General features: G+C 35.2%; 17 protein-coding genes. 6 read left to right on the plus strand and 11 right to left on the minus strand.

The annotated features are described in order from the left end of the window. Positions 1-108: 108 nt before the first annotated feature. The 6 genes from EDB96_RS13815 (at position 109) to EDB96_RS13840 (ending at position 3,755) form a co-directional block, all read left to right on the plus strand. Positions 109-516, plus strand: coding sequence for an OB-fold protein (locus tag EDB96_RS13815; protein WP_057118103.1), 408 nt, complete (start codon positions 109-111; stop codon positions 514-516). A gap of 7 nt (positions 517-523) precedes the next feature. After that, positions 524-1,366, plus strand: a complete 843-nt coding sequence (locus EDB96_RS13820) for a DUF5777 family beta-barrel protein (protein ID WP_134141402.1) — start codon at positions 524-526, stop codon at positions 1,364-1,366. 20 nt (positions 1,367-1,386) lie between these two features. Further along, positions 1,387-1,755, plus strand: coding sequence for a c-type cytochrome (locus EDB96_RS13825; protein ID WP_057118105.1), 369 nt, complete (start codon positions 1,387-1,389; stop codon positions 1,753-1,755). A 5-nt stretch (positions 1,756-1,760) separates the two neighbouring features. Continuing rightward, entirely contained in the window at positions 1,761-2,315 is a 555-nt protein-coding gene (locus EDB96_RS13830) for a YceI family protein (RefSeq protein ID WP_243839345.1), read from the plus strand. Positions 2,316-2,463: 148 nt separating this feature from the next. Further along, entirely contained in the window at positions 2,464-2,859 is a 396-nt protein-coding gene (locus EDB96_RS13835; RefSeq protein ID WP_134141405.1) for a hypothetical protein, read from the plus strand. A gap of 257 nt (positions 2,860-3,116) precedes the next feature. Further along, complete coding sequence (locus EDB96_RS13840) at positions 3,117-3,755, plus strand: hypothetical protein (RefSeq protein WP_128414985.1); 639 nt, start codon at positions 3,117-3,119, stop codon at positions 3,753-3,755. A 268-nt stretch (positions 3,756-4,023) separates the two neighbouring features. Here the strand turns inward: EDB96_RS13840 and EDB96_RS13845 are convergent, their stop codons facing one another. The 11 genes from EDB96_RS13845 to EDB96_RS13895 form a co-directional block, all read right to left on the minus strand. Then, positions 4,024-4,548: a TetR/AcrR family transcriptional regulator gene (locus EDB96_RS13845; RefSeq protein WP_057118107.1), complete on the minus strand. Its 525-nt coding sequence runs from the start codon at positions 4,546-4,548 to the stop codon at positions 4,024-4,026. Positions 4,549-4,748: 200 nt separating this feature from the next. After that, positions 4,749-5,159, minus strand: coding sequence for a nuclear transport factor 2 family protein (locus tag EDB96_RS13850; RefSeq protein WP_057118108.1), 411 nt, complete (start codon positions 5,157-5,159; stop codon positions 4,749-4,751). Positions 5,160-5,442: 283 nt separating this feature from the next. Continuing rightward, positions 5,443-6,348 carry a carbohydrate kinase family protein gene (locus tag EDB96_RS13855; RefSeq protein WP_134141406.1) on the minus strand — a complete coding sequence of 302 codons (906 nt, stop codon included), beginning with the start codon at positions 6,346-6,348 and terminating at the stop codon, positions 5,443-5,445. Positions 6,349-6,372: 24 nt separating this feature from the next. Then, entirely contained in the window at positions 6,373-7,929 is a 1,557-nt protein-coding gene (locus tag EDB96_RS13860; RefSeq protein ID WP_134141408.1) for a glycoside hydrolase family 32 protein, read from the minus strand. Between the two features lie 19 nt (positions 7,930-7,948). Continuing rightward, positions 7,949-9,346, minus strand: coding sequence for a DUF4960 domain-containing protein (locus EDB96_RS13865; protein ID WP_134141410.1), 1,398 nt, complete (start codon positions 9,344-9,346; stop codon positions 7,949-7,951). Positions 9,347-9,365: 19 nt separating this feature from the next. After that, positions 9,366-11,057, minus strand: coding sequence for a RagB/SusD family nutrient uptake outer membrane protein (locus EDB96_RS13870; RefSeq protein ID WP_057118112.1), 1,692 nt, complete (start codon positions 11,055-11,057; stop codon positions 9,366-9,368). A gap of 15 nt (positions 11,058-11,072) precedes the next feature. After that, entirely contained in the window at positions 11,073-14,177 is a 3,105-nt protein-coding gene (locus EDB96_RS13875) for a SusC/RagA family TonB-linked outer membrane protein (protein ID WP_057118113.1), read from the minus strand. A gap of 18 nt (positions 14,178-14,195) precedes the next feature. Next, positions 14,196-15,803: a glycoside hydrolase family 32 protein gene (locus tag EDB96_RS13880; protein WP_134141412.1), complete on the minus strand. Its 1,608-nt coding sequence runs from the start codon at positions 15,801-15,803 to the stop codon at positions 14,196-14,198. Further along, the gene (locus EDB96_RS13885) at positions 15,766-17,124 is read right to left on the minus strand and encodes a sugar porter family MFS transporter (protein WP_057118115.1); all 1,359 of its coding nucleotides are present in this window, start codon (positions 17,122-17,124) and stop codon (positions 15,766-15,768) included. Before EDB96_RS13885 ends, EDB96_RS13880 begins: the two co-directional genes overlap by 38 nt. A gap of 230 nt (positions 17,125-17,354) precedes the next feature. Beyond that, positions 17,355-20,093: a substrate-binding domain-containing protein gene (locus tag EDB96_RS13890; protein WP_134141414.1), complete on the minus strand. Its 2,739-nt coding sequence runs from the start codon at positions 20,091-20,093 to the stop codon at positions 17,355-17,357. Between the two features lie 692 nt (positions 20,094-20,785). After that, positions 20,786-21,787: an NADP-dependent oxidoreductase gene (locus tag EDB96_RS13895; protein WP_134141417.1), complete on the minus strand. Its 1,002-nt coding sequence runs from the start codon at positions 21,785-21,787 to the stop codon at positions 20,786-20,788. Positions 21,788-22,098 lie beyond the last annotated feature (311 nt).

A 22,098-nucleotide genomic window follows, 5' to 3' on the forward strand; every position in this document is an offset into this window, starting at 1 on the left:
AAAAACTCTTTTTCTTCTTTTTTATTTTTTTTCAAAAAACACAATTCTTTGGTAGGGTAATCTTTATCAAGGCTGTTTTACTATTAAATCTTATCAAAATAATAAAAAATGAAAAGAAGAAAAACAGCAATAGTAACTGCGATATTACTGATTATCATCTCAGCCGGTATTTACTTTTACTACGGATTCCTATTTAAAGAAGCACGGAATATCGAATCAGAAACGCCTGATTTCAGTATAACTGCCACAAAACTACTGGAAGATTATAACACGAATCCTAAAACAGCAGATTCTTTATATCTCAATAAGACTATTGAAATTACAGGAATGGTAACCAAAGAAACAGATTCTGTGATCACTCTAGAAAATACTGTTTTCTGTCTCTTCACTCAAAAATTAAAAAATAAATCTGCTAATACTATAACAAGAGTTAAAGGTAAATGCATTGGATATGATGAACTTTTTCAAGAAGTCAAATTAGATCAATGCACATTATTAAACAAACAAATCAATTAATCAATTTATGAAGAAATTTTTAGTTCCAATCTGCTTCTTTCTGACGGCCATGGCATATTCACAAGATGATCTGCTGCAGGGTCTTGATTCTACTCAGGTAGAAGAAAATTACTCAACCGCAACTTTTAAAGCTTTACAGCTGGTAACACTGCAGACCACAAAAATGCCAGCAAAAAAAGAGTTTTATTTTGTAGTATCACATCGATTTGGCAGCGTTAAAGATGGTTTCGACAGTTTTTTTGGTCTTGATAATGCCACTACAAAACTAGGCGGTATTTATGGCGTAACCAACTGGTTATCGGTAAGTCTTTCCAGACATACCTTAAACAAAATGTATGAAACAGGATTAAAATACAGAGTTGCCAGACAAAACGATAATTTTCCTTTGGACATTGTTGGTTACAGCGTTGCAGATATTAACACTTTCTTAGAAAAAGATCAATATCCTGGTTTAGAATTTAAGCATCGCCTTACGTATGTACAGCAGGTTTTAATATCTAGAAAGATCAGCGAAAAACTGTCACTGGAATTAGTACCGTCATTTATCCACAAAAACCTTTACAATCCTGATATCGAAAGAGATAATCAGTTTTCTTTTGGCGGCGGCGGACGCTATAAAATCACTAAAAGACTATCTGTTAATTTAGAATACATGCACAATTTTGATAAACCCGACTTTTATAAAAATCCATTATCTGTAGGACTTGACGTAGAAACAGGCGGGCACGTATTTCAGCTAATCTTTACCAATTCACAATCTATGAGCGAGAGCGGATACCTTACGAATGCATCTGGTGACTGGGGTAAAGGTGATTTCTTCTTCGGCTTTAACTTATACAGAGTATTTTAATAACTATAAATTAATAAATCATGAAAAAAACAATCTTACTTACAATTTTATTAGCTGCATTGGCAAGCTGTAGTGACTCAGATACAGTTCAGGATATCGAAACACCAACAACGCCGACGAATCCAACAACTTCAATTACTTATAGTAAAAATGTAAAATCTATTATTGATGCCAACTGTATCAGCTGTCATTCAAGCGGAAGATCTGCAGCGTTTAGACCTCTAACTACTTTTGCAGAAGTTAAAGCGGCTGTTGAAAATTCTGGTTTATTAAACCGAATTCAACTGCAAAACGGCCAGCAGGGGCTTATGCCTCAAGGCGGAAGAATGTCGCAGGCTAATATTGACTTAATCGTAAAATGGAATACGGACGGATTAAAAGAAAATTAATCATTATGAAAAAATCATTGCTAAATTTCTTCTTTTTGCTGTTAATTATTACTGTAGGTACAAATGCTTCTGCACAAAAATTAATTACAAAAACAGGAAATTTAAAATTTCAGGCTTCGATGCCTTCTTATGAGGAAGTTGCAGCCGAAAACAAATCTGTATCTGCAGTTCTCGATCAGTCAACTGGTGATTTTGCTTCTTTGGTTTTAATAAAAGGATTCCGATTCAAAGTTGCATTAATGGAAGAGCATTTTAATGAAAATTACATGGAATCTGAAAAATTCTCGAAAGCAACTTTAAAAGGCAAAATAGAAGATTTTGATATTTCTAAGATTACCAATACTCCTAAAAATTTTACCTTAAAAGGCGATCTTACCATTCACGGCAAAACAAAACCTTTAACAGTAATCATAAAAATTTCTAAAGCTGCGAACGGAGTTAATGCAATTGGTTCTTTTGAAGTAAAACCAGAAGATTTTGATATTGAAATACCAAGTCTTGTTAGAAAGAAAGTTGCTGATAAAATAAAAATCAATTACAATTTTTTATTAGTTAAGTAATCTTTTAAAAGGTGCTTTTTAGCAAAGAAACCACTCTTCAAAGATCTGGATCGAATTATTGATTTAGAACCTCATTAAACATGACTAATGTTCTGGGGTCAGTTTTTATATAAGCTGGCCTCTTTTTTTTAACCTCAATCAAAATTAGATGATCTGCAAAAACTACGTAGTTACTGGAGAAGATGTGAATGATTTTATGGTTATGGAAAGTGCCGCATACATTTCATACTCAGTCCGATTATTGTATCACTTTTTATTTTATAATGGTTTTTCAAAAGAGAAACTGAACACTCTGAATCTCGATCTGCACGAAGGAAATCATGAACTGATTTGTTATAAAGATTTAATGTTTACCCAGCATTTTTTTGTTGAGCTCAAACATTTTTATATCGATGACAAAATCAGGATTAAAAGCTCTTTTTTCAATTCAAAAAATGAATGCTGTGCAGAGGTAACGAAAGAAGTCGAATGGTTTGACCCAATTCGCAGACAAGTTATAGAAACTCCAAAACAAATCCTTTTACATTTTTATCCCAATTTGTAACTTAAAACAAAACGGAAATAATCTAGTTTTTGAAATGGAAACCTTTTTTGCCACAAAAGTTAAGACGGTATCTTTTACATTAAGTAAAAAATAAATGTTTCTTGCATTTCATTTTTACAATTTAATAACGAGAAATTCGATTATAGTATCGGCCTAGCTCCATTTGACTATCTGTTTACATCATTTTTATTATATTGCAAAGAATAAGAGTAAAACGAATATATAAGATGATAAAAAACTTGCTGTTTACGTTTGCATTGGGTCTTCTGGTCCATGCACAGACCAAAGCTCAAAATATTACACTTAGTCCTTATAAGGTAATTTGCTCACAGGTTACTGTAGAGCAGGTTGATTACAAAGGTAAAAAAGCATTACAGGTTCAGGGACTATCCAATGATGAAAAAACACTTGCGATCCTGAAGGATATTGATTTTCACAACGGAACAATTGAAGCGTCTATTTCTGGACAAACGCTTGCCAGTGCTGGAGAAACCGCACGCGGATTTGTTGGTATTGCTTTTCGCGTGAGTAATGATGCCTCTAAAATGGAAGTATTTTATTTGCGTCCTACAAACGGCCGGGCAAATGATCAGGTTCGTAGAAACCACTCCACACAATATATCTCAGTTCCTGGATATCCATGGGAAAAACTAAGGAAAGAAACTCCTGAAAAATATGAAGCTTATGCTGACATGCAGCCTGAAGAGTGGATCAAAATAAAGATTGAGATAAAGGACGAAACCGCAAAACTTTACGTCAACGGAGCTTCACAGCCAACACTCATTGTCAGCGATCTGAAACAGGGTAAAAATCTGCGGGGAAGTATTGGCCTTTGGGTTGGTCCTGGAACATTGGCCCATTTCACCGATCTTAAAATTACTAAAGAAAACGGATAAAATTAATCTAAGAACTCTAGTACTTTTAATACAAAGAGTTTTGAGCGGTTATTATTTATTCGTATTGCCACAATTTCTGTAGGCGACTGACAAATTATTTTTTGAAAGCAAATGAGAAATACGACAAGTTTCAAAACTAGTTTCTTAGAAAACATCAATAGGTTTTGTTGTTTTCCTGTCAGCCAGTGATTGGCAAGCCCCGGCAACTAAGTGTAAATTTTTTAAAACAAGAAGTATCTGTTTAAGAAAAAACTAATTGAGGGCAATTTTAAATTAGACCGCTGATAATGATTTTAGATTTCTCTATCATTTCATTAGACTTGAACATCTGACTCTCTATTAGAGAGCTCTCAAAAAGCATATATATATGATCCGATAAAACTTCATCCTTAATAAAATTTGAAAAAAATTTCCTTAGATCTTTCTTATGATCCTGAATTACGTTCAGTATTTTACGATTATCACTAGGGATTTCAGATAAAATATTTAAGAAGCTACACCCTCTGAAATTTTCCTTAGAGTTCATGTAAATTAAATAATCAAACGATGACAAAATCTTTGATTTAGTATCTTTTTTGTCGGTTATAAAATTATTGAGTTCATTGAACCAATATGTATGTCTTGCGTTTAAGAATGCTACGCATAGATCTTCTTTGGACTTAAAATGTTGGTAAAAGCTAGCCTTGGCAACTTTTGCTTCAGAAATAATCTGATTAATACCGGTCGAATTGTAACCCTGGTTAGCAAAGAGGCCAAAGGTTACATCCATAATTCTTTCTTTTGGAGATATCATGAGCTGATTTATTTTGGAACAAATATACAACTAAAAAAAAAAAACATACAAACCTGTCTGTCTATTAAATAATATTTAATAGCTGACTTTCCTAAATCAAATCTAGCTAAAAAATGTCTTTTGGACTTTGATTTATAAAAAAAACAGAACTAGCTGCAGTAAAATTTTGCTAATCCTGTTTCTAATACATTTTTCCGCTATTAAAACTTTCGTTGTTCTTCTGTGATTGGCAAATCATTGATACTGGCATATCTCTTGGCCATCAACCCATTCTCATCAAATTCCCAATTTTCATTACCATACGCCCTAAACCAATCACCTTTTTCATCCATATACTCATATTCAAACCTTACAGCAATGCGGTTATCGGTATGCGACCAGTACTCCTTCTTCAGTTTATAATTTTGCTCTTTTTTCCATTTATCGGCAAGAAACTTGACAATTTCTTCCCTGCCGTTTACGAATTTATCTCTATTTCTCCACTCGCTGTCAATAGTGTATGCTTTAGAAATTTTTTCAGGGTCTTGGGAATTCCATGCATCTTCAGCAAATTGAATTTTCTGTAGTGCTGATTCAAATGTAAACGGTGGTAGTGGATGTTTCTGTTCCATTTTTTAATAAATTAAATTGTTAATACTTTCTTAGTCCTTTATTTCGATTATACATCTAGTAATAATTAGACAGGACAAATTTAAAACAAAAAAACAAAACAGACAAACTTGTCTGTCTATTTTTTGTTTATTTTTTTACTTTTAATTTTTTAATCAAAAAACAGAGACTATTGTCCTTTTGTAATCCTTTAGATTTTTCTGGTTTGAAAAACAAAAGCCTGATGCCAAAAGGCATCAGGCTTACTTTCGTAGATAAATATTAATACTTCGCTTAAGCTTAAAATCAAATTTTAACTTTTCCCAGCAGATTTTCAATTCTTGAAGGTGAAATTTCTGGATTTGCTCCTGGAGCTTCGGCTACTAGAGCTCCTACCGCACAGGCAAAATCAATGGCATTCTGAGGTGCTTTATCGGTAAGCAGTGATGTGATTAAAGCCGCTAAAAAGGAATCCCCTGCTCCAACTGTATCAGATACCTTAATAGGATATCCTCCATTTTGATAAAGCTCTCCTTCCCACATTAATAAGGCTCCGTGTTTTCCCTTAGTGACACACATAGCCCTTACTTTTGTTTTCTCTGCAATAAAATGCATATTGTCTTCCAGACTTGTAAAAGGAGATTCAATAGCTGTTGCTATCTCTAGCAATTCCTCATCATTGAACTTAATAAAATCAGCTGAGTTCATTAATTCCTGCAAAATTTCATAGGAATAATGCGGTTTTCTTAAATTGACATCAAAGACCTTGTAAGCCACTGAATTCAACAGTTCTTTTAAAGTTTTTCTTGAAACAGCATCTCGACAGACTAAGCTGCCATAAATAAGTACATCTGCTTGCTTCACTATTTTTTCAGCCTGCTCATTCAATACAATTTTATCCCATGCTGACGGGTAGCTGATTTCATAACTTGCCGAACCTCGTTCGTTTAAAGTGACATTTACCAGACCAGTTGGAAAATCTTCTGAGGTAACTATTGTATCGATTTTAAGTCCCAGACTCTTTATCTCTTCCTTAATCACTCTGCCATCTTGATCGTTTCCTACACAGCTAATCATAGCCACCTGGCAGCCAAAAGTTTTCATGCGCAGGGCGACATTAAGCGGTGCCCCTCCAATCTTTTTCTCATTGGCAAAAACATCCCAAAGTACCTCTCCGTACGCCACCGCTTTAAGGTTTTTTCCGTTATTCATTCTAAAATATTTTATTATTAATTTCTATTCTGGCTGAGTTATCTGAAGATTTGAGATTGTGCTTGTCTGTCCTTCAGCGATTAATCCCCATTTGTTTTTGTCTCTTCCGTAAATGCGGTTGGTGAGCGCTGCTTTTCCATTAATATAGAGCATAACAACACTTCCCTCGGCAATTATTTCAACATCATATTTTACATTTGTCTGAAAGGCAAAAGGCAAACGAGTAACTTCCTGCGAAGCCGAATTATAACCGCTTATTTTTCCATTAGCAATATCAAAAACAATTTTATAGTAACTTCCTGTATCATTGGTATGAAAAACAAATCCAGCTGTTCCTGAAGATTTCGTTAAAGTAACTTCTGCTTTTATTTTGACCTTCTTTCCAATACTTTTAAAAGTTACCGTTGCTTTTTCTGTTTCTCCCGATAAAGAATAGGTTCCATTATTGGCTGTTGCATTTGCTGAAATGGCATCTACTTCAGCAGTAGCGTTCTTTTTAGAAAATAAATCCTTTACTGACTTCGGAGATTGAGTCCCTAAAGTTCCATCTGAATTCTGAATCAATTCATGAATAACCATATTCCCCGCCCAATCTTTATTTCCTAAATCATTTTCAGGTGTTTTTCTGGCATTCCATCCAAAAACATATCTTTTATTTCCGTCAGAAGCCGTTTTTCCTGCATAGAAATATTCTCCGTCAATTCTGTCATTCTCAGGTTTTGTCCAGGGACCATTGATAGATGATGCAATTCTGTAATGTGTACCTTTACTTCCGCTCCAATTCTCAGAAAACATTAAATACCAGTTACTTCCCATCTTGAAAATATCCGCACATTCCATCATTAGATAATTATCCTCTGAAGTTGTAGTATAAAGTGGAGCTTCAACATCCCATTTTCCTGATGCAGGATCAGCACTTGTAAAATGTAGCAGAACGGCTTTCCTTCCCGGTTCTGTCTGTGTGCTTACCAGCATTGAATATTTTTTCAGTTCATCATTGTAAAATACATGAGGATCTCTAAAATCATAGTTATAATATCCTGTCGGTGCAGTTATTTTAAAGGACGGAACTTTTTTCCAGTTTTTCAAGTCGCTGCTAATTGCGCATAATACGCTTTCTCTTGCATTGGATTGAACAAAAGCTGGAGTTTCGTTATGTCCAGTATAATAGAAATAATAAAGACTGCCCGCTTTGATAACTGACCCACTGCCAATCGCAAAATCAGGTTCAAGGTTTGAACCATACGGAATGGTTTGGCCTTCATAAGTAAAATGTGCTAGATCTATGCTCTGATATTCATGAATATCATGAAATCCTTTTCCAGCTGGTTTATTTTGTGCGTCATGCAGGAAGTAGATATGAAATTTTCCGTTATCAAAAAAAGGCATTACATCTCCAGTATAACCCGCGCTATAGTACGGATCGTCTGCGCCCATCCATTGCGCTGGCGGAACAGGAAAAACACTTGTTATTTCAGAATTGCCTCCTGAAATCGAACCTCCAATATAAGTTTCATCCTGACTGCACGAAGCAAGCCAAAAGAAAGCGAGAGCAATTGTAATTATATTTCTGTATTTCATTGTATTAAATTCAAGTGATTTATTTTCCCGCTAGATAATTGATACTGTTTTGTGTCAGCAATCTGATGTTTGCAATAAACTCATTAGACTGGCTTGGCACGCCGCTGCTGTTGGTTTCATTGTACCAGTCGTAAGCCCCCATTGAAATAACAATTACATTTTTATTTGTACTTGTATTTGGAAATTCTGCAATGGTAACCCTTCCGTTCAGTTCATTATCCCAAGCTTCACTTGCCAGATTGGTTCCTCCTGTTTGGTTTCTCCAACCTTCTCCATTATTGTATCCGCCCCATTCCGGTAAAAACCACCATGCGGTATGATTTAATCTGAAAGTGCCGCTTTGCAGTAAATTAGCTTTTCCAGCTTCAAAAGTGGTTAAACCCTGAAATATTGGATGGGCTTCATGACCAACAAATGACATTCCCCATGAATTTCCGTCTACAAATCCATTTGGAGGAAAATCACCAAAAACATTATTTGGTCCTTTTCCTGATGGAACAATTCCTAAAGCATCAACGTATTGTGAAGCGAAAGAAGTCAAAAGCAGGTTTCCGCCATTTGCCCTGAAATTTTTAAGTGCAGTGGTAACGGCAGGATTATAAGCAATAGAAGGTAAATTTGCAGCCGAATCAAAATGCCACCAAATCACATCGACATCACTTAAATCTGCGCCGTTCTGAAGACTTTCAAAGGAAATATATTTAGCTCCCGGGAAATTATCAAATAACCAGTTTGAAGTTGTAACTTCATCCATGTTTGTGATTCCTGACCTTGTAGCTGCAGTTCCTAAAAATGCAACTGTTAATCCTGTAACTGGAACTCCGACATTTGCAGTATAATTAACGCTTTTGCCATTTGATGTTATTACAAAAATGACTGCATTTGTAAAATCAACTGTTGCTCCTGAAACTGGTGAAATTGTAACGCCTGTTGTAACTTCGATCACTGGTTTAAGCGCTGTTAAGTCAGTATTTTCAGGTAAGGTCAAATTAATTGTTCTGCTGATGTCGTTTACAATTGCTGCTGCACCATTGATCGTGAAACTTTTAATTGGACTTAAAACGGTTGTTGTTACTGTGTAATCTTTGTATAAATTACCGTTAACCACTCTGAATTTTACTGGATTTGTAAAATTAATAGCTGAATTTAATTCCAGATTTGACGTTGCTCCTTCTTCAAAAACAACTTCTGGTTTTATGGCTGTTATATCTGATCCGTAAGGCATTACAACAGTAATTTTCCCTGTTGTCTGATTAATGCTTCCTGAAACTCCGTTTAATTTAAATGAAAGTACATTTGAAGGCGAATTCACATCAAATCCGCCAGTTTCAAAACTGTTTTCGCAGGCAGTAACCATAAAAATCATTGCCAAAACTATAGACATTTTAGTCCAATATTTATTTAAAGCTTTTTTCATTTTGCTGATTCTTTAAGGATTAATAACCTGGATTCTGTTTATACAATCCCTGACTGAAATTAATTTGCTTCAACGGAATTGGGCAGTATTCTTCTTTGTGTGCATCAAAAAAAGCATCCTGATAATAGGTACGTTTTGTTTTTTCTTTTGCATAAAAGTCATTCATAACCTGATCTGTAATTCCCCAGCGAACAAGATCGAAGAATCGGCTTCCTTCCATAGCCAATTCTAAACGACGTTCCCAGCGCAAAGCTTTACGGGCAAAATCCTGTGTCCAGTTGCAATTGCTTCCGTCCACATATGTATTGATTTTAAAATTGTTTACGTAAGGCAGTCTTCCTGTACTCTGTGCAGCTCTTTCTCTTATTTCATTAATTAAAGGCAAAGCTTCAGATTGTCTTCCTAATTCAATCAAAGCTTCGGCACGCATCAGAACCACATCAGCATAGCGAATCTGGATTCTGTTTTTTGAATTTCCATAAAACGGATCAATATTTACCACACAGCTGCAGCTTGGTGCAACATTTTCCTTTAGAGAAGCAAAATAACCATACGTTCCTGGAGATCTAACCCAGGCTTCAACATATAGAAATTCAGGATCATATTTATAAGGCAGACCTGGCATTGCAACGGTATGATATAATCTCGGATCAACTGTATTAGCATCTATGTTTTTATAATCAAAATCCTGATCATTATAAGTATCAAATTCCGGCAGACCATTTACGCCTGTTTTAAAGGCATTCACTAGATTCTGGCTTGGCTTATGAAAATCGCAGCATCCTAAACCTTGGGGAGTAGAAAGCACATCTGAAAAATTCAGCCTTCCATAAAGTGTTCCGTCATTATCAGAAAACTGGATTGAGAAAATAGATTCTGGTCCGTTCTCGTAAGTTCCGGGAAGAAAGTTGTTTGCAAAATCAGGTTCTAAAGAAGCTTTTCCAATTACGTTATCTGTTGCCGCAATTACTTCCTGCAGATGCTGCTGATTTATGCCTGTAACTTTAAATGTTTCATCCTGCGTATAGGCCTGATACAATCTTGTTTTTGCCAGATAAGCATAAGCCGCTTTTTTAGTGGCGCGACCTACCTGTGGCTGTGTCTCGGGTAGATTATCTGCAGCAGCTTGAAAATCTTCTGCAATTTTATTCCAAAGTTCTTCGTTTGAAAGCGCTTTGTTTGAAATTGTTTTATAATCTTCTACTGGAATATCTTCTGTTATGTAAGGAACATCTCTAAACATAATTTTCAGCATAAAATAAAAATGTCCTCTTAAAAAACGCATTTCAGCCATTCGTGTTTTTTTCAGTGGATAATCCGCTTCTGAGAGCTGCTCTAATGCTTTTAAGGCTTTATTGGCTCTTGAAACTCCTACATAGCTGATATACCAGAAAGAATCCAACTCTCCAAAATCAGGTCTGATATTATTGGATACTTCAAAAAAGTGAAAATCCTGAATATCATTTGTACCGCTTCCTCCTTTGTAAGCATCATCTGAGCGGACATTTCCGAATGGCCACAGACTATACGGAGAATCATAATGATCGTTTCCTAACTGTGCATAAGCTGCATTCATAAATCCTTCAACGGACTGAGGTGTAACAATATCTTCTTCTGACAACACCCCACGCGGATCATTTTCTAAAAAATCGGAACAGGAAGCCAAAAAACCCATCACTGCAAATCCTGCTATATATAGTATTTTTTTCATTTTTTCAATCTTTTATTATAAAGTAAAATTAAGACCGGCAGTAAAGGTTGTCGGCTGAGGATATCCAAAACCTGCATTTTCCGGATCAACTCCTGTGAAGCTTTTGGCATCAATAATCAATAAATTCTGTCCGCTTATGTAAAGTCTAAAACTCTCCATATTTAGTTTCTTCAGTAATTCTTTAGGAAAACTATATCCAAACTGCAAAACTCTAAGTTTAAGATAATTTCCATTTTCTACATAATAAGTTGAAAATCTCGACTCTGCATTTCTGTCAACAGTTGTCAATGCTGGGATTGTAGAATTTGGATTGTCTAAAGACCATGCATTAAGCAGGCGGGTTCCTTTGTTTGATCCCACATCATCAACACTCCAGAAATCAGTCTGATATTTGGTATTATTGATAACATCTACATCGCTTGCTCCTTCCCAAAAGGTTGTAAAATCAAAGTTTTTATAAGACAAGTTTAAATTAATGCCGTATAGCAGTCCAGGATTTGGATTTCCAATCCACGTGCGGTCTTTATCTGTAATTGCCCCGTCTCCATTTAAATCTCTGTAACGGATTCTTCCAAGACCCTTCCCTTCCTGAATTGCCGAATTATCCACCTGATCCTGACTTGTAAACAATCCGTCAGTAACATATCCGTACATCGAATTGATTGGTCGCCCTAAAATATTATCATCCAGTCCGTCGCCGCCGTAGTTATTTTTTACTTCATCTGGCAATTGTGTAATTTTATTTTTGTTTGACGAAATATTTCCGGAAATATCATATTTCAGTCCAAATGAAGTTTCATCGTGATAGCCTAAAGAAAACTCCCAACCTCTATTTTCCATAGAAGCTCCATTAACCCAACGGTTTCCGCCTTCTCCAATAACTCCTAAATAAGGTGGCAATACTAGAATATCATCTGTTTTTTTGATATAATAATCTACAGATCCGCTTAATTTTTGTTTGAATAAACCAAAGTCCAAACCAATGTTCGTTTGTGTAGTTGTCTCCCATTTCAAATCATCATTTCCAGACTGAGTCGCAATAAAACCAGACGGAAGTAATCCGTTTCCGTTTCCTGCAATATCGTAAGCTGTTCCAAAAGAAGTTGCCCATGTTGGACTTCCACCCGCATAACTTGCCAGATAAAGCGAATAAACCGCTGTATTGCTGATTTCCTGATTACCAGTCTGTCCCCAGCCTGCTCTTAATTTTAAATCTGAAAAAACAGAAGCATTGTTTTTTATAAAATTTTCGTTGCTGATTCTCCATCCTGCTGAAACTGCTGGAAAAGTTCCAAACTGATTGTTTTTTCCAAAACGGGAAGAACCATCACGACGAATTGTAGCCGAAACCAGATATCGATTATCAAACTCATAATCTGCTTTTCCGAAATAAGAAAGTAAAGAATATACAGTAGAAGTTCCGCTGGTAAAAGATTCTCCTGTTCCTGCATCGGGATACATATAATCTGGAGTTTCAATCAAAAAGTCGTTCTTACGCAGCGTATTTGTATCATAAGTATCTTTGTACATCTCTGTTCCTGCCATCAGATTCAGATTGCTTTTTCCAAAATTCAGGCTATAAATTGCAGTATTTGTCCATGTCCATTTGTCACTGATAGACTGATCGATGGTAACAGAAGTCTGATCGTTTTGCAGATAACCAGATTTGTAGCTTCTCTGCAGTGTACGTTTTTTGTAAAAGCCGTAATCCATTCCGAAACTGGTCTTGATGTGCAGGTTTTTAATGATTTCTAAATCCGCGTAAGCGTTACCAAAAAGACGCAGATAATCGTATTTATTATCTTTATTGTATTCTAAAAGACGAACTGGATTCTGTCTGTCATTCATCCCTCCGACTGGTCCTCCCCAGCCAATTCCGTCTACAGTGTGCACCGGAATAATTGGTAAAGCTCTAAGTGCGGGGTCTAGAACACCAGGATCTGTCACTTCATTAGTTCTGTTTAAACTGAAATTCTCGCCAATAACCAGCTTTCCGTCAAAATATTTATACGACCCATTCATGCGGGCAGAGATTCTTTCAAAATCTGTTGTTTTAACCACGCCTTCGTTCCCGTAATATCCTAATGAAAAAACGTAGCTCCCTTTATCTGAAGCATTCGAAACAGACAAATCATAAGAATTGGCAACTCCAGTTTGAGAAATCGCATCGTACCAGTCAGTATTTGAAGCTTTTATGGTTTGCTCGGCATCTAAATATTCTGGAACCAGAACTTTATTCAATTGCGGTTTATTATTATTTACCGACCAGTCAAACTGATAACGAAGGTTATTATTATTTGGATTTAAACCATCGTTTATATTGGCCTGCCAAAGTGCCTGACCAAATTGGTTCGCATTGAGAACATCTAACTTTCTTGAATAATCAGAAAAGGAAGCATATGTGCTGAAATTGATTCTCATTTTACCTTCTTTTCCTTTTTTGGTTGTAATGATAATCACACCATTTGAAGCTCGGGAGCCATAAATACTGGCTGAAGAAGCATCTTTCAGCACCTGAATGGTTTCAATATCGTTAGGATTTAATTCATGCATTCCAGATTTTGTCGGCATTCCGTCAATTACGTAGAGCGGATCTGTATTGTTCAGCGTCCCGACACCGCGGATCACTACTTTTGTATTTCCTCCGCTTGGCGAACCATCTGAAGACACTTTTACTCCGGCAACTCTTCCCTGCAAAGCTTTGATCGGGTTTGGCTCTGGCTGTTTCATGACTTCTTTCATGTTCACAACTGCGACTGCTCCTGTAATATCCGTTTTCTTTTGTTTGGAATAACCGGTTACTACAACTTCATTCAATTGATTGTTATCAACTTTCAGCGTTACATTGATCGTTTTCTGCCCGTTAACAGAAATAGATTGCGGCGCATATCCGATAAACGAAATTACAAGTACGGCATCTGAAGCAACATTTTGAAAGGAAAAATTTCCATCAAAATCTGTTGCTGTACTGGTATTTGTACCCGAAATAATTACGGTTGCTCCTGGAAGCGGCATTCCGTCATCTGCCGAAATTACCGTTCCCTTTACTCCGTTTTCCTGAGCTGTCATCATCAGCATGGGAAAGAAGAAAAATAGAAAATAAATAATTTTACTTTTCATGAGGTTAGTGGTTTTTAGTTAGTTTTTATTTAATTGGTTAATTACGAGGTTGTTTAATTCTATTGTCTGTTTTGAAGACACCGAAAGAGATGTAAATGGCTGCTGCGGGAAAAAGATTTCGGTTATAACTTTTTCGCCATTATTGTAAAATATTTCAATAGATGTTTTATCCAGAATAATTTTAAAAGCACCCTCTCTTTGACTGCCGCCTAAAGATGCTTTGGTAATCGTTGCAGCAAATTTTTCTGAGAAATCATTTTTTCCAGACTTTGAACGGTCCACAAATAAATAATGAGCTGCATTATTGATTCCGAATGTCAAAGACTCGCCTTTATCATTTGAAAGCATAAAAGTGTAGGTATCCTGTTTTATGTTTTTTAGCTTAAAATCAATAATTGCCTTAGTTAAATCAACTTTTGCAGCTTCTGGAATAGAAAGATTACCTTTACCTTTTAAGCTTTTGCCTTTGATTGTTTTAGAAATATATTGATTGATTTCTTTTACAGGAATGCTAACCAGACTGAACTCATTTCCTTTTTTTATTAGCTGAATTTCTCTAGCGATCGTAGTGCTGCTTCTCCAGACATTTGTCGGTACATCTTGGGCATAATCCCAATTGGACATCCAGCCGATAAATAATCTTCGCCCGTCCGAGTTTGGAATATTATTCCAGGTTACACCGGCATAATTATCTTTTCCGTAATCTATCCAGACGGCTTTTTCCTGTTCTATTCTTTTGGCAAAATTTGGGTCTAATGTAAAAGCAGTTCCATCAAAATCTCCAATAAAATATTGCGTTCCAGAACCTCCATTTGCACCTCCTGGATTTAAGCTCTGAATTAAAACCCATTTGGTTTCATTTGTACCCTGCACTTTTATTTCAAAAAAATCTGGACATTCCCAAACACCTCCATGTGCCCCAATATTTTTCCCGAAATCAGATAAATATTGCCAGCTTTTTAAGTCTTTGGATTTATAAAATTGGGAACGGTCCTGCGCTGCTAAAACCATTATCCATTGTTTATGGGTTTCATCCCAAGTCACTTTTGGGTCACGAAAATCACGAATTCCCGGGTTTTTCACGACAGGATTTCCTTCCTCAAATTTCTGCCATGTAAAACCATTGTCATTTGAGAACGCAATATCCTGCTGCTCAACATCAATTTTATTTTCTTTTTCCTTTGTCATATCATGCAGCGTATAAACCGCTACAATTGGCGCCGTATTTCCGATACCTAAACCTGATGTATTATTTATATCTACAACAGCACTTCCTGAGAAAATATACTTATCCTTATCCGGGTAAATTGCGATAGGCAATTCTTCCCATTGAATCAGATCTTTACTGACTGCATGCCCCCAATGCATTGGTCCCCATTTATTTCCATCAGGAAAATGCTGGTAGAATAAATGATATTTCCCATCTGCATAGAACATTCCGTTAGGATCATTCATCCAGCCTTTTTTGGGTGTAAAATGAAAATTAGGGCGGTACATTTGTTCCTCAGCCGAGGCTGATACTGAAACAGCAGTTGTTTGTGCAACAGCCGAGTACGGTATAAATCCCCCTGCTGAAAGGAGTATCGCACTATAGAATGCCAGCGGCAGATGTTTCTTTGATTTCATTTTTTTTAATATTTTTTTTGGTTAGATTTTCGCTTAATACTTCTAAAGAGATTCCTTTAGTTTCCGGCATCATAAAAATTACGAACAGGAGCTGTAATACCATCATTAGTGTAAAAATTAAGAATACGGCATCTGGTCCTATTTCTGAAAACAACATTGGAATTAAAGACGGAATAATCGCTGCCAGAACCCAATGCACTGAACTTCCAAATGCCTGTCCCGATGCACGGATATGATTTGGAAAAATTTCTGAGATGAAAACCCAGATAACGGCTCCCTGACCGATGGCGTGTGAAGCGATAAACAGGAAAAGAAAAATGGGTACTGATAATCCTCCCCAATTGTAATAAAATGAAGCAGAAACTAATCCTAAAGAAATGATATATCCAATAGAACCAATATACATTAACAACTTCCTTCCTAATCTGTCAATTAATGCTACTCCAATTAAAGTAAATATAAGATTGGTGATCCCAATGCCGATACTGCTTAATAAAGCCGTGTTCTGTCCTAAACCTGCTTCTTCAAAAATTCTGGGTGCATAATATAAAAAAGCATTGATTCCTGAAAACTGATTGAAAAAAGCAATTAAAAAAGCTAGGATTAAAGGGAAACGGTATTTCTTCATGAATATATTTTCATGTTTCGTCACTCCATTTTCTCTGGAATCATCCATAATGGAAGAAAGAGAGGCCGAGGGATCGATTTTAAGGAGTACTTTACGCGCTTCTTCATCACGGTTTCTGGACAGGAGCCATCTTGGACTTTCTGGAATTGTTATGATAAAAAGAATATAAACAACAGACGGAATAGCCTGAACCCCAACCATCCAGCGCCAAGCATTTTCTCCAATGTCTTTTAAAAAATAATTAGATATAAACGCGATTAAAATACCCAGAACAATATTAAACTGATACAAAGCAACCAATCTGCCTCGTTTTTCAGCTGGAGCAATTTCTGAAACGTACGCCGGAGCAGCAATGGTTGAAGCGCCAACACCCAAACCTCCAATAAACCTAAAAGCAGCAAAAACATAAGGATCATTGGCAAAAGCAGCACCAACGGCAGAAATGAAATATAAAATTCCGATCCAAAACAGGGTTTTTTTACGTCCTATTTTATTGGTTGGGATTCCTCCAAAAATAGCACCTACGACTGTTCCCCACAGTGCCATTGCCATAACAACAGATCCATGAAAAGCATCAGATGAATGCCAGAGAAGCTGTAGTTGTTTATCAGCTCCAGAAATAACTACGGTATCAAAACCGAATAGAAAACCTGCCAGTGCAGCAGTAACAGACCAAATCAATATCTTGTTCATTGTAGATGTATTAAAAACTTGTTGCTAAGATATCCGCAATAAAAACAACTTATTTTTAATGATGTTACAATTTTATTCTATAATTATTGACAGTTTGATATTTTTACACTAAAAGCTTTATTTGCAAGGCTTTACATAATTTAAAACTTATTTACGAAAACCGTGTAGTTTCGATTTTGTTACATTAGGTTTAAAAATGATACCTGATTTGTATCAATTTTAAACCAATATTAATTTGAGGATTTGTATTCCTTTGGTGAAATTCCAAATTTATTCTTAAAAGCTGTAGAAAAATAATTGGGAGAAGAGAATCCCAGCGAGTAAGCAATTTCAGAAATATTCATATTATTTAACTTTAAAAGCTCTGCCGCCTTCTCTAATTTTACATTATTAATATGGTCGCTGATATTAATTCCGATAATTGCTTTTACTTTTCGATACAGCTGAACTCTGGAAACTCCAAGTTTATCGGCTAAATCTTCAACAGAGAATTTAGGATTTTCGACATTCTTTTTAATAATATCATTCATTTTGGTAATAAAGGATTGTTCCTGATTGCCAAATTTCGATTCAGGCTCAACACGATAAATATTATTAGTATAATAATAACGAAGTTTCTCTCTATTAAAAAGCAAGCTTGATATAGATTGTTTCAAAATAGAAAGGCTGAAAGGCTTCGTAAGATACTGGTCTACTCCGCTTTGCAATCCTTTCAAAACAGATTCTTTATTACTCTGCGCAGTTAAAATAATAATTGGAATATGAGAAGAACGAAGATCTTTCTTCAATTCTTTACTAATCTCGTAACCATCTTTATCTACTAAATTAATATCACAGATTATAATATCCGGAATAATTTCTAATGCTTTTTGAATCGCATCGCTTCCATCAGAATTATACACTACATATTCATTGGACAGTTTTGCTTTTAAAAAGTTAACCAAATCTACATTGTCTTCTATGATTAGTAGAGTGTGTTTCTCAGCATCAGAAATGGTGTTTGATTCTTTTAAATCGGGTTCTATATTTAAATTATCAGTAATTAAGTTTGGAATACTGGTTAGGTTCTCGGCTTTTTGAATAATTTCACCAGGCTGTAAATGACTGCTTCCTTTTAATAATGTAATGACAAATTCACTACCCTGCTTGGATTTCAGTTCGATAATTCCTTGATGCAAAAGCACAAACTCTTTTGACAAATGCAATCCAATGCCTGAACTGTTTTTATTATTATTTGAAGCCCTGAAAAATGGATCAAAAACATTTGAAAGTTCATCATCAGGGATTCCAATTCCGGAATCTTTAAAATGGATCTGTACTGTATTATCCTGATTTTCGACAATTGAAATACTAATTTTACCATTATCGGGCGTAAATTTAAAAGCATTTGACAGCAAATTGAAATATACTTTGTCCATTAAACCGCGATCAATAAAGAGTTCCAGATTTTTGTTTTTACAGCTTAATTGAAAATCAATATTTCTTCTGGCAGCTTCGCCTTTAAAATTAGCCATGACTTCATTTGTGAAATCGTAAATTTTTGTACTGGAAGCCCTAAGGGTAAATTTTTGCTCTTCAATTTTCCTGAAATCCAATAACTGATTGATCAAACGCAATAATCTGTTTGAGTTTTTATGAATTAGTTTTACTTCATCGATAAGGGCAGTTCCCTTAATTTTTTCATTTTCAATCAGCGACTCTACATAACTCATAATCAAAGTTATAGGAGTTTTAAATTCATGTGAAAGTCCTGTGAAGAAATTGAGTTTTGCTTCATTGCTTTTAGCCGCAAGCTGAGCCATTTCCTGAATTTCATTATTCTGGTCAATAACAGTCTGATTAATTTTTTCAAGCTGTTTTTTCTTCTTTGAAATAGAAATAGTTGAATAAATGCTGTAGATAGTCAGACTCAAAATAATCACTAAGAAAAAACTCAATAATCGAACCAGATTGTTCTGCGAAGCATATTCTCTTTCCTGAACTTTTATTGCTCCCTGCTGAGACTCAATAACTGTCTGCTGCTGATCGACTTTATCCATTTGATTTTCGATAATTTCAGCATTATTCTTATCTATTACGATTGTATTGAGTATGTTATTTTTTGCAACTGCTTCTTTATAATACATTTTTAAAGCCAGTTTCAATGCTTCATTTCCTCCTGTCGGATACAGCACTGTTCCGTCTAAAACTCCGTTTTTAACCAATTCTATTCCCCCATTCACTGTGTTGAGTCCGTCAACACCAATAAATTTAATTTTCTTTTCCAGTCCGGCAGTTTTGGCAGTTTCCCAGGCACTTAAAGCCATACGGTCATTATGGGCAAAAATATATTCGATATCAGGATTTTGCAAAAGAATCGCTTTTAGGGGCGCTTTAACTGACTCTTTTTCCCAATCACCAAATATGATTTTTTCAATTTTGAAACGTTTATTTTCTTTGATAATCTGATCAAACCCTAAACTACGCTCATACGCTGGTGAAGAACCGTTTGCTCCTGTTATTTCTATAATCTTACCTGAACCTTTACCGTGCGAAATAATATATCGCGCTGCAATTCTGCCAATTTCAATATTATCAGCTCCAAGATAAGCAGTATAGTTTTCTCCTTCAATTTTCCGGTCTACAATAAGAACAGGAATTCCGGCTTTTATTGATTTTTCTACAACTGCCGTCAAAGGTTTAGACTGGATTGGGGATACAATAATGACATCTGCTTTATTAGATATGAATCCTTCAATATCTTCTATTTGCTTCTCTATGCTGTTATTGGCATCTTTTATAGTCAGATCGACTTCAGGCCGCAATGAGGCTTCAATTTTCATTGAGCTGTTCATCTGCTTACGCCAGTCATCAGTAGTCATGGCCTGAGAAAATCCAACTTTTATTTTATCACTCAGTTTTTGTTTACAGGAGATTAGACCTAATGACACTATAAAAAGTATCAAAGTATATTTTAAAAATTTATACATCGAAATTATGGGTTTATGTAAATAAAAAAATAAGTTCTTACAATACTTTATTGAGCCAGCTGCTTGTGAAAAAAATTAGGAAGGAATATTTTTACTATAACAAGCGGTAAGAAAATCTAATAATTAAAAAAGTAAAATTAAACTTTTATTTCATGTACACAAATGAGCGAATAATATATCTGATGTAAAATAATAATCATGCTTATATTTTACTCTATAAGATTTAAAAGTATTAATGACAAAAAGTGCAATTAAGGAGGGACATCCCTGTAAGTGTAGGATACTTACAAGTATAATTAGAGAATGTCATTTAGAAAAGGAGCGCCTGTTCGCATATAGTTAGGAATTATATTGATTGCAACTCCCAAATTAGTTTCACGTACTAACCAATCAAGTTCTTCCGGATTTTTAGGTTCTAATCTTTATAATTATTAATCTGGCACTTTCGATTCAAAAAAGCATTTTTTATACTGCAAATCAGTTAAACAGTATTTTCCAATTTAAACAATATTTGATTATCGTTTATAAATTACCTGCTAGGGCCACAATGAATAATGAAAAAGAAAAATATTCATAACTATCAGGTGAAATAAATGCTAATTTGAAACTGAAAAGTGCCGATTAAAATCTTAGAAAAAGTTTTTACATCACAAATATGAATGCATAAAAACCTTTGCTTTCGGGTAAAAATGTTATTTTATTTTAATGACAACTTTTCCTTTAGCCCTTCCGCTTTCTACATAAGACAACGCATCGTTTGTTTTTTCGAAAGGAAAAATTTTATCAACAATAGGTTTGATTACGCCAGACTCGATAAGTTTGGTAATTTCACTTAACTGCTCCCCATCTGCTTTCATAAACAAAAAAGAATAGTCTACGTTTTTATGTTTTGCTTTTTTACGGATACTAGAACTTAGTAATGACAGGACAATTTTTACAAACCAAGGAGCTTTGATTTCTTTTGCAAAAACAGGTGTCGGCGGTCCGGAAATAGAAATTAGTTTGCCACCTGGTTTTAATATTCGCAGCGATTTTTCGAGTGTTTTCTGATCCTGACTATTTAAGACTGCATCATAATCACTCAAGATTTTTTCGAAATCACTGTTTTTGTAATCAATAACAATATCAGCTCCAAGGTTTTTTAATAAGCCGGTACTTTGAGCACCTGCCGTAGTAGCAACTACAGCACCCAAATGTTTGGCCAGCTGAATAGCAAAAGTTCCAACTCCACCAGATCCTGCCTGTATAAACACTTTTTGACCTGATTTTACTCCAGCTCTTTCAACCAAAACCTGCCAAGATGTAAGCCCTACCAGCGGAATAGATGCAGCTTCTTCCATCGAAAGATTTGTAGGTTTCAGGGCGGCATCTTTTTCGTCAATGGCAATAAACTGGGCAAATGTACCTATTCGGTAATCTGAGACTCTCGCATAGATCTGGTCCCCAGTTTTAAACTTTTTTACATTCTTTCCTGTTTTTACAACTATTCCTGCCACATCATGACCTAAAATGAGCGGCAGTTTATAGGGTAGAATGAGTTTAAATTCTCCTGTTTTTATTTTAGAGTCTAAAAGATTGACACCTGCCGCATGGATTTCGACCAATATATCATTTTCTTTTACATCTGGTAAAGAAAGTTCTACACGCTGCAGACTTTGCTTTTTACTGTATTTATTAATTACAAATGCTTTCATTTTAGATGTTTTAAAGTTTAATTACTGCTTAAGGCAGCGTAGTTTTTTTAGAATTTACCAGATTGAAAGCCAGTTTTGGAAAAAACCTGCTAACAATAATAATTTAGAATTACCAACTCTAATAGTAAATTGCTCTTTTTGATTTCAGAAATAAGAGCTTTTACTAACTGCTTTGGGTTTAGTTTTTTGTTTGCAATTGCGAATCTTATTCGGTCACTTCCGCCGCTTATAAATATTGTATTTGCTGTTTTTTTATTTCATAATTATTTAAATTAATTTTATGCTTTTGGTTCTCTGATCAACAGATTGTT

This window comes from Flavobacterium sp. S87F.05.LMB.W.Kidney.N (assembly GCF_004366435.1).
In the GTDB taxonomy this organism is placed as follows: Bacteria; Bacteroidota; Bacteroidia; order Flavobacteriales; family Flavobacteriaceae; genus Flavobacterium.